The organism is Bacillus sp. DJP31 (assembly GCF_049310945.1).
Classification (GTDB): domain Bacteria; phylum Bacillota; class Bacilli; order Bacillales; family SA4; genus Bacillus_BS.
The window spans coordinates 22,679-37,073 of the sequence record NZ_JBMERO010000023.1 but is presented as its reverse complement, the minus strand read 5'-3'; the positions used below and the strand labels follow the sequence as shown (position 1 = coordinate 37,073).

Genomic DNA, 14,395 nt, shown 5'->3' with positions numbered 1-14,395 from the left:
TTATAGTTTATAACATTAATTCTCACCTTATCCCTTGCGCTTTCCCCCTGAGTTAACGCACAATATTGTTTATGAAGCTAAAAAAAGTGAAAGCATATAGTAAGTGCTAGTAGGAAGGATTGAACCGTCACCATGAAAATTGGAGCACGTATTTTAAAAACGGGGATTGCGATTGCGCTTTCCTTATATATTGCAGAATTGCTACAGCTACCATCACCCGCTTTTGCAGGTATTGCGGCAGCCTTTGCTATTCAGCCATCTATTTACCGGTCATATCAATCTGTCATTGAACAATTTCAAGCCAATTTAGTTGGTGCCTTTTGTGCCATTTTATTTGTTATTCTCTTTTCTAATAATCCGATTATTATTGGGTTTACTGTCATGATTGTCATCGGCATTGCACTAAAGCTTAAGCTCGAAAGCACCATCCCACTTGCCCTTGTAACCGTTATAGCCATTATGGAAACACCTAATGAACAATTTATCGAGTTTGCCTTAATACGATTTGGATCAATTCTACTTGGGGTTCTATCGGCTTTCATTGTTAATCTTGTTTTCTTCCCACCGAAATATGAGGCGAAGTTATACTCAAAGATCGTTGATACAACAGAGGAAATAATAAAATGGATTCGAATTAACACGAGAAATGCATCGGGCCACATTGAGTTAAAAGAAGAATTAGAAAGAATGAAAATCAACCTTTCGAAACTCGAAAACCTCTTTTCTTTCTATAAAGAAGAACGAAGTCGGTTCGAGAAAACCAATCGTAAATTTGCGAAAACTAGAAAGCTCGTATTGTTTAGGCAAATGCTCCTTACGACCAATCAAGCATTTGATACTTTAAAAAGATTACACCGATTAGATAATGAAATGAACTGTATGCCTGAGGGATTTCAAGAGCTGTTAAAGCATGAGCTCGATACGCTATCTTCTGCTCATGAGCAATTGTTATTACAGTTTGCCGGGAAGATTAAGTCTCACATTCCTATCATGGTGGAAAAAGAGCCTATCCACCAATCTAAGATTTTGAATGAGTATCTTAAGCAATTCAACGTGAAGCAAGAAGACTATAGAGAAGACGTAGCGCAGCTTCTCCCTCTCGTTTCCATGGTGCTAGAGTACAACAACCAGCTAGTACACTTAGAAAAACTGTTAGATAGCTTCCAAACGTATCATGCAGATGACAAGGAAGTAGAGGTAGAAGTCGAGAACTCATAAATGCACTATTAACAATACTAGTCTCTGTTTTTAGTAAAGCTTGTTTGTACCTGAATAAGGACTGGTCTGTCATAGCAAACTAGCTGTGTCAGCTGCTACTAAAGACTGAGGTGTTATGAAAAGTACACTGATATCTTGGTGTGCTTTTTGTTCGCGTTTAGATACAAAGGAGAATTACAATAGATGGATCTAAAAAAATAGGTTTAATGATATTAACAGCCTTAGTAGTCGGCAATATGGTTGGGTCTGGTATTTCATGTTACCGAGGTCTCTATCGGAGGTTGCAAGTCCTGCCGGGGTTTTGCTTGCATGTGGATTAACTGGATTTGGTGTCCTAGCAACTGCACTCGTTATCGGTAATCTAGTCATTCGTAAGCCTACTCTTACTGGTGGGCCAAAAATTTATGCAAAAGAGCTTTTTAATCCAGGTTCTCAGGCTTCCATTTTCTCTGGTTTTATTTCCTCTTGGCGATATTGGCTTGGTAAACTTGCTCTGAAACATTGCTATTATTACAACTTTTGCAGGATACTTATCAACTTTTTTCCCGGCATTGACGAATCGACAAGAACTGTTCACGATAGGCACTTTCACGGTAAAGGTCGGTAATGCCCTCACATTCGTTGTATGTACACTTTTATTATGGAGCACACATTTGCTCATTCTACAAGGTGTTAGTAGTGCAGGTAAAATCAATTTTGTTGCTACTGCCACAAAAGTAATTGGTCCAATCGGTGCTAAGTTATTGGCTGGGTTAGGATTAATCAGTTTAGTAGGTTCTACCATCGGTTGGGTTATGCTAAGTGCTGAGCTACCGTATCAAGCAGCAAAGCAGGGATTATTCTTAGACGCATTTTTGAAGGAAAATAAGAACGGTATTCCTGTATTCTCGTTAATTGTAACAAACCTTTTAGGACAGCTTTTTATCTTTTCGACCATCTCTAGTTCGATTTCTGCTGCTTTTGATTTCGTCATAATCATTGCAACATTATCTTATTTGGTTCCATATTTTATTTCGTCCTTCTTTCAGCTAAAGCTTGCAGTCACAGGTGAAACCTATGAACTTCAACCTCAGTCAAGATGGACAGACGGTATTATTGCAGTTATTTCAACACTTTACTCTGTATGGGTGATCATCGCTGGAACTGCCGATATTAAGAAATTTATGTTTGGAATTGGTTTGCTTTTAAGTGGTATTTTCTTTTATCGGAATGTGCAGAAGTCCGCTATACAAAAGTAAGTATTGAAAAAAGGGCTGCAATATTTGCAGCCCTCTCTTATTAGAAAAACAAGATATAAACAACAGCAGCCAAAACAATTCGATAAATTGCAAATGGTGTCAGCTTAATTTTATTAATTAGTTTCAAGAAGAATCTTACCGAAATTAATGCAACGATAAACGCACTAATAAATCCTGCTGCTAGAAACGGTAATGTATCTAGATTGAAATGTTCCCAGTTTTTCAAAAGAGATAGTGAGCTTGCACCAAGCATAATTGGCACTGCCATGATAAAGGTGAAATCAGATGCTGCACGGTGGCTCATTCCCAATAGAACTCCACCTGACATCGTCGAGCCTGAACGTGAAAAACCAGGCCATAGAGCGATACATTGAAACAACCCAACAAGAATAGCCTGCTTGTACGATATTTGGTCAACAGATTTTACGGTTGGATCTTTAGGACCCATTTTATCCGCAACAATCATTAAAATTGCTCCTGCAACAAGTCCTAAAACTACCGTCTCCTTCCTAAACAAGTACTTATCAATATAATCTTCAAATAATAAACCTAGAATAATAGCAGGAAGTAATCCTACTATAACTTTCGTTAAACCTAATCGTCCCTCTTGGTTCTTCGTTAAGTTTTTCTTTGTTGGTAATAAATCAAGAAAACGTTGTCTTAACACAATTACCACTGCGAGAATTGACCCTAATTGAATAACGACCTTAAAGGTATTTGCTACTTCAGGGGAGTACAAATCCTTAGAATGTAGCCAGATATCATCTACTAATATCATATGTCCTGTTGAAGAAACAGGAGCAAATTCTGTTAATCCTTCTACAATGCCTAAAATAACCGCAACTATAATTCCCCATAAATCCATAAAAACAACCTCATACTTTCTTAGTTTATTTAATTAGAAAAAGGGTGTGATTTACACCCTTACCATTTTAAATTACTGTTCCTTCTTAACCTTTGATTGGTCTTCTTCATCTTCAAGAATACCTTTTGTCGCCTTTTTAAACTCACGCAGTGTCGAACCAGCAACTTTCCCAAGCTCAGGAAGCTTTTTAGGTCCGAAAAGAAGCAAAGCAACAAATACTATTAAGGCAATTTCTCCGAATCCTAAGTTCATGGTAACCCACCCTATGAAATCAATTTATGAGTCAAAATCATATTATCGTCCAACTATTTATCCACTTAATTCTAAAGGAAAGTATAATTAAATTCAAACAAAGTTTTTGAGAGGACATTTTGACTCATTACAGACTCTAATTTCCATTTTCCCCACTGTTGAAGAGGTTAAATGTGAGCTCACTTTCCTTTTATCGGCGATTATTTAATTAGATCAGCGATTTCCGAATTATATCAGCGATAAGATAATTCTCCAATTAAACTAAAAAAGGTACAGACAACATGTCCATACCTTCTTCACTACTCTTTCATCTTCGGATCTAACGCGTCTCGCAATCCGTCCCCCATTAAGTTAAAACCTAATACGGTAAGCATAATCGCAAGGCCCGGAAAAATCATGGTCCATGGGGCTTGGGTGATATAATTTTTGGACTCTGCTAGCATTTTCCCCCACTCTGGATCGGGTGCTTGTGCTCCAAGTCCTAAAAATCCAAGTGCTGCGCATTCGATAATAGCTGTTGCAATGGCTAATGTCCCTTGAACAATAATTGGGGACATACTGTTCGGTAAGATGTGATGAAACAGAATTCTTGCATCCTTCATTCCAACTGCTTTTGCCGCTGTAATGTATTCTTCTTCTTTAACACTAAGTACTTTTGAGCGAATAAGTCGGCCAAAGTTTGGGATGTTGATAATGGCAATTGCAATTAGAGCATTTCGCAATGATGGCCCTAGTACAGAAACGACTGCAATGGCTAAGAGTATGCTCGGGAAGGCTAGCATAATGTCAAAAATTCTAGAAATAATTCCGTCTACCCATTTACCATAATAGCCAGCAATTACTCCAAGGAAGCACCCCACTACAACAGAACCAAGGACAGCGAAGAAACCTACAAATAAGGAAATCCTCGCTCCGTGAATAATACGACTTAGTATATCTCTTCCGAAATCATCCGTACCTAGCCAATACTGTGAGGATGGAGGAAGTAATCTTTCTGCTAATTTCTGTTCATTGATACCCTCAGGAGCAATGAGGGGCGCAGCAAGAGCCATGCTAATGAATAATAGAATGATCACAGTCCCGACAAGTGCAATCTTATTTTTTCGAAAGCTCCTCCACGCTTCCCGCCAAGGGGACACGACCTCGTCCTCTTTTACAGACTGGATTGGTACATCATTTCTTATGAGTTCTGCCACTGTGATTCCCCTCCTTTACTATGAGTATTTAATCCTTGGATCGACTACAGCGTACGTTAAATCAACAATTAAATTGATTAAGACAAAAATCGTTGCCACAATTAAGATACCTGACTGAATGACTGGATAATCACGGAAACCTATTGCCTCATAGATATAACGACCAATTCCAGGCCAGCTAAAGATGGTCTCTGTCAAAATGGCTCCACCTAACAATAAACCGATTTGAAGACCGATGACAGTAATAACAGGGATAATGGCATTTTTAAGGGAGTGCTTATACACAACCCAAAACATTCTCATTCCTTTTGCTCTTGCTGTTCTTATGTAATCGGAACGCATAACCTCTAGCATACTTGACCTTGTTATACGGGCAATTATCGCCATTGGAATCGTTGCTAACGCAACACTAGGGAGAACTAAATGCTTAAGAACGGTTATAAGATTTTCCATATCCCCGTGCATTATGGTATCAATCACAAATAGATGTGTGATTGGATCCACCGGATTAATGACGGACTCTCTGCCTGAAGTAGGAAGCCAGCCTAAGTTCAAAGCAAATATCCATTGCTCCATCAGTCCAAGCCAGAAAATTGGCATAGAGACACCAATAAGTGCGATAACCATTGCCCCATAATCAAACCATGAGTTTTGGAACCAAGCACTTACAATTCCTGCATTAATTCCGATAACAACTGCAATAATCATGGCTGCTAGAGACAATTCAATCGTTGCTGCCAAATATGGCCAAACTTCCTCAGTAATTGGAACTCTCGTTCGTAATGATTCACCTAAGTCACCGGCTAGTAAATCTCTTAAGTAGTTAAAATATTGGATATGCCATGGCTTGTCTAAACCAAGATCAATTGTCAGGGCTTCAATTGCTTCTGCGGTTGCAAGTTGTCCCAAAATAACCTGTGCAGGATTCCCAGGAATGGCCCGAATGATGAAAAATACAATGAGAGTCATACCTAGCAAAACGGGAATAAGTAATAATAATCTTCTGATTATATAGGCGAACATTAGTGTCACCTCTTTCTAGGTTTATGGGTGATGATGTAATAGTAGATAAAGGGGAGTTTTCACTCCCCTTCCATTGAAAAGTGGCATGGTATTTGTTTTCTTGAATTGGGTCTGTGTCTAGCTCCAGCACCCAGCCCCTCGAGATCAAATAACCTAAAAGGGAATAAAAGGCAAGATCGCCCTTTTCTTCCCTTTTAGAACATTCGCATGTCGGGGCTAAACAGGGCGCTTGCGCTTTTCAATATTATTTAAATTCAACTGTTGCTAATTTGTCAGAACCTGTTGGATGTGGGAAGAATCCAGCTAACTCTGCACTACCACCAAGTAATGGAGTAGAGTGAACTAACGGAACCCATGGTGCATCATCTTTAATGATTTCTTGTGCTTTTGCATATAGTTCATTACGAGCTTTTTCATCTGGGTTTGTTTGAGCTTGCTTTAATAGCTCATTTACCTCTGCATTGTCATAACGTGCATAGTTGTTGCTGTCGATGTTGCTACCACCTAATAATACATTTAGGAAGTTATCCGCATCACCATTGTCACCTGTCCAACCTAATAGGAATGTATCGGCTTCACCAGCACGAGCCTTCTCTAAGTATGTTGCCCATTCAAATGATACAATCTCAGCTTCTACGCCAATTTGAGCGAAGTTTGCTTGAATAACCTGTGCAACTTTTTGACCGTCTGGCATATATGGACGTGAAACAGGCATAGCCCATAGTTGTATTTTAAAACCATCTGCATACCCGGCTTCAGCAAGTAATGCTTTTGCCTTTTCAAGATCGAAAGGATAATCAGTAATAGCGTCATTATATCCACCAACTGAAGGAGGCAATGGGTTTTTAGCCGGCACTGCTTGCCCAGCATAGAAAGCATCGATGATTCCTTGCTTATCGACTGCATGATTTAAGGCTTGACGTACTTTCTTATCTTTTAAAGGTCCTCTTGAGTTAGTTAATCCTAAGTAGCCAACGTTCATAGAAGGACGATTAAATGCTTGTAGCTTGTCACTTGCCTCAATTTGACCTACATCTGAATTGTTTAATCCATCTGCTAAGTGAATTTCCCCACTAAGTAAAGCATTTAAACGTGAAGTGTTATCAGGAATAGCCGTGAAGATTACCTTGTTTAGCTTCGGATATCCTTCTAACCAGTAATCCGCGTTCTTTTCGATAACAATACGCTCTGTACGTTTCCATTCTACAAATTTGAATGGTCCTGTTCCAACTGGATTTTCAGTGAACTTGTCACCGAACTTTTCAACTGCTGCTGGACTTGCGATACCAAATGGTGACATCGCTAAGTTCTTTAAGAAAGGAGCTTGTGGAATCTTTAATGTGAATTCAACAGTTTTTGCATCAAGAGCTTTTACATCCTTGATTACGTGACCTTCCTCTTCACCAAATCCACCAAACATTGATTTGTAATAATAGAACGTTTCTTCTGTACCGCCAGCCCAACGATCAAAGTTGGCCACAACAGCATCTGCATTAAAATCTGTTCCATCATGGAACTTAACGCCCTCGCGGAGTGTCAATGTGTAAACTAAGCCATCTTTAGAAACCTTCCACTCTGTTGCTAGTGCAGGGAAAATTTCAGTATCCTGCTCACCGTAATCTACTAATGTATCAAAAATGTTCTTCGTTACTTTAAACGATTCCCCGTCAGTTACTGTAATTGGATCTAGTCCAACAGAATCACCACCGCGACCAAAAACTAATGTATCATTTTTTGCTGGTTCCTCTGCTTCTGGTTCAGTTTCTTTTTCTGTATCCTCTGTTTTTTCAGGCTCTTTTTCACCTGATGTCTCTTCTCCGCCGCAAGCAGCAAGTCCTAGAACTAGCATGATTGCCATAAGCATTGCTAACCAAAGCTTTTTGTTCATCTAAGGATCCCCCTTGTTTTGTCCAATTGGCCATTGAACTTAAATTTTTATAATAAATGTTACTGTCAATTAATTAAACAAATGACAAGCAACATAATGCCCAGCTTCAATTTCCTTTAATTCAGGTCGTACTTGCTTGCATACATCCATACAGGCATGACAGCGTGTGTGGAACGCGCAGCCTTTTGGAGGATTCGATGGGCTTGGAATATCGCCCTCTAGTAATCTAGTTTCTTTTCGAGATTCAGGATCTGGAACTGGGACCGCCAAGAGAAGAGCTTCCGTATATGGATGCTTGGGATTATCATATATTTGTTGGTTAGTTGATAGTTCCACAATTCTCCCTAAGTACATTACGCCGACTCGGTCACTAATATGTCTAACTACACCCAAATCATGGGCAATAAAAATATAGGTTAGATCAAATTCATTCTGTAAATCCTCCAACAAATTAAGGACTTGTGATTGAATGGATACGTCTAAAGCCGAAACAGGTTCATCCGCGATGATCAATTTGGGCTTGGTCATAAGGGCTCTCGCAATACCAATTCGTTGCCTTTGACCTCCACTAAATTGGTGTGGATACCTTTTCGCATGATAACTACTTAATCCAACCACTTCCAAAATCTCTCGAACTCGCTTTTTTCGCTCTTCTTTATTACCAATTCCATGAACAATCAGAGGTTCCTCAAGTATCCTCTCAACTGTATGTCTCGGATTAAGCGAGGCGTAAGGATCCTGAAATACCATTTGCATTTCGCGACGAAGCTTTCTCATTTCTGTTTTTGATAAACTAGTAATCTCTTTATTTTCAAAAATTACTGAGCCTTCAGTAGGATCTAATAGTCTAAGAAGTAATCGACCAGTTGTAGATTTTCCACAACCGCTTTCCCCAACTAGCCCAAGTGTTTCACCTTTTTTTAACTCAAAAGTAAGCCCGTCAACCGCTTTGACCTCGCCTATCTTTTTTCCAAAAACTCCACCATTAATCGGGAAGTGTTTTTTCAAATCACGAACTTGTAATAACGTTTCTGTCATCGACTAAAACCTCCTGTTCATCATGAAGGAAGCATCTAACACTGTGACCCTTTTCCTTCATTTGATAAAGTTCAGGATCCTCAATGCGGCACCGGTCAAAAGCATACTCACAGCGTGCTGCAAAACGACATCCGTGTTGAATCGAGCCTGGCCTCGGTACATTTCCCGGGATTGAATATAAGCGTTGCTTCTTCTCCCGAATATCTGGTACAGATTGAAGCAATCCTTTCGTATAAGGATGCTTTGGCATTTTAAAAATGGTTCTCACGTCAGCTTCTTCTACAATTTTGCCGGCATACATGACGATGACACGATCACAAATTTCTGCAACAACACCTAAATCATGGGTAATTAACATAATAGAAGTCCCAGTTTTTTTATTTAACTCCTTCATTAGATGTAAGATTTGAGCTTGTATTGTTACATCTAAAGCAGTAGTCGGTTCATCCGCAATAAGTAGCTTTGGATTACAAGACATGGCCATGGCAATCATGACCCGCTGCCTCATTCCACCAGAAAGCTGATGAGGGAAGTCATTCATTAATTCCTCTGCTCTCGGAAGTCCGACAAGCTTTAATGCCTGAATGGCAAGATCCTTCACCATTTTCTTATTCATTTTCTGATGAAGTCTAATGGCTTCTGTCAGCTGTTGGCCGACTGTGAATAACGGATTTAAAGAGGTCATTGGCTCCTGAAATATCATAGCGATTTCATTACCTCTTATTTTGCACATCCTTTTTTCAGAAGCATTCCTCAAGTTTTCTCCTTTAAAAAGGATCTCACCATCGACAACTTTTCCAGGAGGCTTGGGAACGAGTCCCATGATGGAGAGTGATGTAACCGATTTGCCACACCCTGACTCTCCTACAATCCCAACTACTTCACCTTCTTCTATGTATAAATCAATATCATCAACAGCAGGTATTTCTCCAGAATCCGTAAAAAAGGATGTCCGTAGTCCTTTTACTTCTAGTACTGGTCGTTGAGCCATGTATTCACCCCTCTATTACTTTTACTACCTTATTTATATTTATAAATTAATACGTCCAAAAACTTCAATAATTTTCTGCTTGACACTCTTATGTAATCTTATGGATGATGAGGAGATTCATTGCGACTAGTTATTTCTAAATAGGCTTCTCTTATTATTACAATGCAATGACAAAAACGCTGTCGAATTTCGTTGTTAATTTTATAAATATTTCGACAATTCAAAAAAAAAAAAAAAAAAAGGATACAGACATATTCGTCCATACCTTTTTCTTAATTCTCTAGCTGTTGAATCGAAAATAAATCGTAATAGGAACCTTTTTGGTTCATTAACTGTTCATGCGTACCCATTTCTTTAATTTCTCCATGATCGATTAATACGATTTTATCTGCGTGTGTGATGGTTGATAATCGATGTGCAACAATGCAAGTGGTTCGATTTTTTGCAAGCAGTGCTATTGATTCTTGAATCAGGTGCTCACTCTCTAAGTCTAAAGCTGAAGTTGCCTCATCTAAAATTAAAATGGGTGGATTCTTCAAAAATACTCTAGCAATGGATATTCTTTGTTTTTGTCCCCCTGATAGCTTAACTCCTCGTTCTCCCACTTTTGTATTGTAGCCGTCCGGGAATTCCATGATAAAATCATGAGCATTTGCAGCTTTTGCAGCTGCTATTATTTCATCATCCGATGCATCTGGTTTACCCATCGATATATTAAATTTCACCGAGTCACTAAATAAAATAGAGTCCTGCAAAACGATGCCTAAATTGTCTCGAAGTGATCTTACTTTACTATCACGGATATCAACACCATCTAGTAAAATTTGGCCACCCGTAACATCGTAGAAACGCGGAATGAGAGTAACTAGAGTGGACTTTCCCCCTCCACTCATTCCAACAAAAGCTATTGTTTCACCCTGTTTAATATCAAGACTTACATCCTTTAAGACATACTGCTCGTTTTCTTCATATCGAAAGCTAACATTCTTAAATGAAATACTACCTTTAACATTCTGTAAGTCTTTGGAGTGAGGCTGGTCTTGAATATCATACTTCTCATCAATCAGCTCAAATACACGGTCCATAGATGCTATTGATTGAGTTAAGGTTGTAGAAGAATTTATTAGACGTCTAAGTGGGCCGTATAATCTATCCAAAAAGGCGATAAAGGCAACCATCGTTCCAATCTTAATATCTCCTACAATACATTGATAGCTAGCATATCCAATCACAAGTAGTGGTGCTACATCAGTTATTGTATTAACGACAGCAAATGTCTTCGCGTTCCACTTTGTATGTTCTAACGCTTTATCTAGAAAGTTTGAGTTCTGCTTGTCAAATTCTTTCTGTTCGTGCTCCTCAAGTGCAAAGCCTTGAATAATTGGCATTCCTTGGACTCGCTCATGTAAATGTCCTTGAACATTGGCAAGGGCTTGAGAACGAACTCTAGTCAAATGTCTGAGTTTACTGTAAAAGTACTTGACCGAGAACCCGTAAAAAGGGAATAAGAGAATAGACACAATTGTTAACGGAACATCCATCGTAAACATAATGGCTAGTGCTACAACTATTGTAAATAAATCAAGCCAAACATTCATAAGTCCTGTGATGACAAATGTTTTTGTCTGCTCTACATCATTAATTATCCTTGAAATGACTTCGCCCGTTCTCGTATTCGCATAGTAACGAAGACTCAACTTTTGCATATGACCAAATAGTTGGTCACGGATATCATAGAGGATTTTACTACCAACCCACTGTGCATAATACTGACGAAGATATTCAATAGGTGGACGAACAACTAAGAATAAAAATAGCGCTATTCCCATGATATAGATAAGCTGAGTTTGTTTTTCAACTTGTGTTAGATTGTCACCATTTATTACATCGTCAATTAAATATTGCAGTAAAAGTGGAATCATTAAAGGAATACTAAATTTAATTGCACCAATTATGATCGTTAAGATGATTTTCCATTTATAAGGCTTAACAAATATAAAATATCGTTTAATACTGTCCAAATCTTCACCACTTTTCTGATTATGATTCTCTAAGAAGTCGATTTCCACCCAAAAAACCTGTTGAATGATGTTCAACAGGTTCCTTTTATTGGAATCCAGCTCCAGCACCCAGCTCGCATGAGGTCAAATAACCTCGGGTCCAAAAAGACAAAAGCGCTCTTTTGGACCCGCGAACATTTGCTATACCTTGGCTAAACAGGGTGTTTTCGCATTTTGCTTTAATACAATAAATACTGTTCGTACCAGCTATCAATGAAGTCAGGGGCAAAAGGACCCTTACGGCCATGTATCCATTGGATGAGTGTATCTAAATTTTTCTTTAAAATGTGATCAATTACTTCTGGATATTTCATTTCGTGTCGATGACGACTATACTCGTCCTCATCGAGGAGGATATATGTCATGTCTGGAAACACTTTCACATCTAAATCATAATCAATATATTTCAGTGCTTCCTTGTCCCAAATGAATGGAGAGCTGATATTGCAATAATAATAAATTCCGTCTTCACGGAGCATTCCGATTATATTAAACCAATAGTGAGCATGAAAATAGCAAATTGCTGGTTCTCTTGTGATCCAAGTGCGTCCATCAGATTCCGTCACAGTCGTTCTATCATTTCCACCAATAATAAGACTTTGAGATCCTTTTAAGACAAGTGTTTCTTCCCAAACTCGATGAATATGACCATTATGCTTGTAGCTATGTATTTGAAGCCTTTCTCCAGCCATGGGAAAACCCATCTAAACTCCCTTCTTTCATTGCCGCATCCCACTGTGTATTAAACAGCTACATGGTGAAGTAAATAAAATGATTATCACCTAAAATGCTACTAAAATTTTGATTTTTTCTTTATTTGTATTTTATCTGTTTATTCGCTTCTTACTATTATAACGGTTCTATCCATAATTTAAAACAAAAGAACCACTAAAAATTAGTGGTTCTTTTGTTTTACTAGGCTTTCGAAGTCTTAGAGGGCTGTTGAAAGGGGATTTTCTTGACTGTGCTTATAGGATGTTATGACTTCTTCCGTTTGTTGTTCGAACGTATACTGTATTTGTTTTAGCTCCGTTTTCATGATTTGAATCTCTTCTTTTAAGCTCTGTAATTCTGTTTTGTTTTGTAAGTCCTTTAACTCCAACTCAAGCTGCTGACAGCGTTCAATTTCAGAATGTAAAAATAAAAGCTTGTCAATTGTCTTTAGTTGCTCACGTACTATTTGGTCAAAGAGTGACATATTTTTTAGCCCCTTTCAAGGTCTTCCCTTATTAATTCTGTACCCGATTAATAATTCCTTTGACTATGTATGTAGACTCATGAGAGGTTTTGTCAAATGAAGAGCGCAAGCGCCTCGTTTAACTAGAGACATAGCGAATGTTCTCAAGTCATAAAGGAGCTTTTTGCCTTTTTGGCCCCTCGGTTATTTGACCTCAGGCGAGTTGGAGGACGGAGCTAGACACCAAAACTTGGTTGAATAGAATATTTTTCCTTTATTAAAATGATCTTGAAAAGAGAGAAAGCACTCCCCACCAATACGGTAAGGAGTGCCTTTACTACTTAAGTACTTATTGTTGGTTTTGATTTCCTTGACCTTTGTTCGCTTGTGACTGAGCATTTTGCTGACGCACTTCTTGTGCATTTGTCTCAGAAGCGAATTCAGTTCCAAAAGAACCTTGACCTTGAGAAGCTGCGTTTTGCTTTTGAACTTCAGCTGCATTTGTTTTTGAAGCTTGGTTGTTATTATTATTTTGTGCCATGATTATCACCTCCAACACCTTTTAATCTATCCAGAGGTGAAAAATCTATTCGTAAAAATTTATGTTTTTTTATACTAGTAGTGATCGACCACCATCAACAATGATGGTTTGACCACGTATCATATGGGCTTGATCCGAAAGTAAGAACATGACAGCATTCACTAAATCGAAAGGCTCAACCATTCTACCAGCAGGAGTTTTTTTTCTAGCATCCTCTAGTAATTCCTCGCGGTTTGGAAAGTGTTTTAATGCATCTGTGTCGACTGCTCCACCTGATACAGCATTGACGACAATATTTTTTTTGGCAAGCTCGACTGCTAAATATCTAGTTAAAGATTCAACAGCTGCCTTTGATACTCCAACAGTTGTGTAGTTTTCTAAGTAGCGAATTGAACCTAGAGAGCTTAAGCTAACAATGAAACCCCCGCCTGTCTTCTCCATTCGCTTTGCTGCCTCTTGAGCACAAAATAAAAGGGCTTTACTATTAATATCCATTGTCCAATCCCAGTGAGATTCCTCTAATTCCATTAAAGGACGCAACACTCCAGAGGCTGCATTGCTTACCAAAATATCCAAGCGGTCAAAATGCTGATCAATCTCCTCGAACATTTCTTTTATCTTCTCTGGCTTCCCGACATTTGCTTTTACGACAATAGCCTTTCTACCTAGTGCTTCAATTTCTTTAGCTGTTTCTTCTGCAGCTGACTTGCTTCTCGCATAGTTTACAACAATATCATACCCCTGCTCAGCTAAACGTAAAGCGATAGCCTTTCCAATTCCCCTACTGCTTCCTGTAATTAGTGCAACTTTTTGAGTCATATCATCTTCACTCCTGTTTTATATTCTGTGTCATATTGTACCTTTTTTTATGTGGTGTCTCAAATATTTTAATACCATTTGATGTATAG

13 protein-coding genes and 1 pseudogene are annotated in these 14,395 nt (G+C 38.5%); 2 read left to right on the top strand and 12 right to left on the bottom strand.

Annotated elements, in window-relative coordinates; genetic code table 11:
- Positions 1–132: 132 nt before the first annotated feature.
- Both ACOI1C_RS17425 and ACOI1C_RS17420 read left to right on the top strand, forming a co-directional pair.
- A complete protein-coding gene (locus ACOI1C_RS17425) occupies positions 133–1,218 on the top strand; it encodes an aromatic acid exporter family protein (protein WP_422511872.1) in 1,086 nt (361 codons plus the stop codon).
- Positions 1,219–1,424: 206 nt separating this feature from the next.
- Positions 1,425–2,456, top strand: a pseudogene (locus tag ACOI1C_RS17420) (amino acid permease).
- 40 nt (positions 2,457–2,496) lie between these two features.
- Here the strand turns inward: ACOI1C_RS17420 and ACOI1C_RS17415 are convergent.
- The 12 genes from ACOI1C_RS17415 to fabL all read right to left on the bottom strand — a co-directional run bounded on the left by ACOI1C_RS17415 (position 2,497) and on the right by fabL (position 14,306).
- Entirely contained in the window at positions 2,497–3,321 is an 825-nt protein-coding gene (locus ACOI1C_RS17415; RefSeq protein WP_422511871.1) for an undecaprenyl-diphosphate phosphatase, read from the bottom strand.
- Between the two features lie 72 nt (positions 3,322–3,393).
- The gene (locus ACOI1C_RS17410; protein WP_422511870.1) at positions 3,394–3,573 is read right to left on the bottom strand and encodes a twin-arginine translocase TatA/TatE family subunit; all 180 of its coding nucleotides are present in this window, start codon (positions 3,571–3,573) and stop codon (positions 3,394–3,396) included.
- 299 nt (positions 3,574–3,872) lie between these two features.
- Entirely contained in the window at positions 3,873–4,769 is an 897-nt protein-coding gene (gene nikC / locus ACOI1C_RS17405) for a nickel transporter permease (RefSeq protein ID WP_422511869.1), read from the bottom strand.
- An 18-nt stretch (positions 4,770–4,787) separates the two neighbouring features.
- A complete protein-coding gene (locus ACOI1C_RS17400; protein ID WP_422511868.1) occupies positions 4,788–5,792 on the bottom strand; it encodes an ABC transporter permease in 1,005 nt (334 codons plus the stop codon).
- Positions 5,793–6,036: 244 nt separating this feature from the next.
- Positions 6,037–7,680, bottom strand: coding sequence for an ABC transporter substrate-binding protein (locus tag ACOI1C_RS17395; RefSeq protein WP_422511867.1), 1,644 nt, complete (start codon positions 7,678–7,680; stop codon positions 6,037–6,039).
- A gap of 69 nt (positions 7,681–7,749) precedes the next feature.
- Positions 7,750–8,718: an ABC transporter ATP-binding protein gene (locus tag ACOI1C_RS17390; protein WP_422511866.1), complete on the bottom strand. Its 969-nt coding sequence runs from the start codon at positions 8,716–8,718 to the stop codon at positions 7,750–7,752.
- Positions 8,690–9,709 (bottom strand): ABC transporter ATP-binding protein, encoded by a 1,020-nt coding sequence (locus ACOI1C_RS17385; RefSeq protein ID WP_422511865.1) that lies wholly within the window; start codon positions 9,707–9,709, stop codon positions 8,690–8,692. The genes ACOI1C_RS17390 and ACOI1C_RS17385 overlap by 29 nt, the downstream gene beginning before the upstream one ends.
- Before the next feature lie 272 nt (positions 9,710–9,981).
- Positions 9,982–11,730 (bottom strand): ABC transporter ATP-binding protein, encoded by a 1,749-nt coding sequence (locus tag ACOI1C_RS17380; RefSeq protein WP_422511893.1) that lies wholly within the window; start codon positions 11,728–11,730, stop codon positions 9,982–9,984.
- A gap of 218 nt (positions 11,731–11,948) precedes the next feature.
- Positions 11,949–12,473, bottom strand: coding sequence for a DUF402 domain-containing protein (locus ACOI1C_RS17375; protein ID WP_422511864.1), 525 nt, complete (start codon positions 12,471–12,473; stop codon positions 11,949–11,951).
- Between the two features lie 227 nt (positions 12,474–12,700).
- Positions 12,701–12,967 (bottom strand): YgaB family protein, encoded by a 267-nt coding sequence (locus tag ACOI1C_RS17370; protein WP_422511863.1) that lies wholly within the window; start codon positions 12,965–12,967, stop codon positions 12,701–12,703.
- A gap of 328 nt (positions 12,968–13,295) precedes the next feature.
- Positions 13,296–13,487 carry a gamma-type small acid-soluble spore protein gene (locus ACOI1C_RS17365; protein ID WP_422511862.1) on the bottom strand — a complete coding sequence of 64 codons (192 nt, stop codon included), beginning with the start codon at positions 13,485–13,487 and terminating at the stop codon, positions 13,296–13,298.
- 69 nt (positions 13,488–13,556) lie between these two features.
- Positions 13,557–14,306 carry an enoyl-[acyl-carrier-protein] reductase FabL gene (gene fabL, locus ACOI1C_RS17360; protein WP_422511861.1) on the bottom strand — a complete coding sequence of 250 codons (750 nt, stop codon included), beginning with the start codon at positions 14,304–14,306 and terminating at the stop codon, positions 13,557–13,559.
- Between the last annotated feature and the right edge of the window lie 89 nt (positions 14,307–14,395).

Excerpts from the sequence above, each read along its gene's own strand:
- ACOI1C_RS17385 (WP_422511865.1), bottom strand. The coding sequence starts at position 9,709 with ATGGCTCAACGACCAGTACTAGAAGTAAAAGGACTACGGACATCCTTT.
- ACOI1C_RS17400 (WP_422511868.1), bottom strand. The coding sequence starts at position 5,792 with ATGTTCGCCTATATAATCAGAAGATTATTATTACTTATTCCCGTTTTG.
- fabL (WP_422511861.1), bottom strand. The coding sequence starts at position 14,306 with ATGACTCAAAAAGTTGCACTAATTACAGGAAGCAGTAGGGGAATTGGA.
- ACOI1C_RS17370 (WP_422511863.1), bottom strand. The coding sequence starts at position 12,967 with ATGTCACTCTTTGACCAAATAGTACGTGAGCAACTAAAGACAATTGAC.
- ACOI1C_RS17390 (WP_422511866.1), bottom strand. The coding sequence starts at position 8,718 with ATGACAGAAACGTTATTACAAGTTCGTGATTTGAAAAAACACTTCCCG.
- ACOI1C_RS17410 (WP_422511870.1), bottom strand. The coding sequence starts at position 3,573 with ATGAACTTAGGATTCGGAGAAATTGCCTTAATAGTATTTGTTGCTTTG.
- ACOI1C_RS17425 (WP_422511872.1), top strand. The coding sequence starts at position 133 with ATGAAAATTGGAGCACGTATTTTAAAAACGGGGATTGCGATTGCGCTT.
- ACOI1C_RS17395 (WP_422511867.1), bottom strand. The coding sequence starts at position 7,680 with ATGAACAAAAAGCTTTGGTTAGCAATGCTTATGGCAATCATGCTAGTT.
- ACOI1C_RS17365 (WP_422511862.1), bottom strand. The coding sequence starts at position 13,487 with ATGGCACAAAATAATAATAACAACCAAGCTTCAAAAACAAATGCAGCT.
- ACOI1C_RS17415 (WP_422511871.1), bottom strand. The coding sequence starts at position 3,321 with ATGGATTTATGGGGAATTATAGTTGCGGTTATTTTAGGCATTGTAGAA.
- ACOI1C_RS17375 (WP_422511864.1), bottom strand. The coding sequence starts at position 12,473 with ATGGGTTTTCCCATGGCTGGAGAAAGGCTTCAAATACATAGCTACAAG.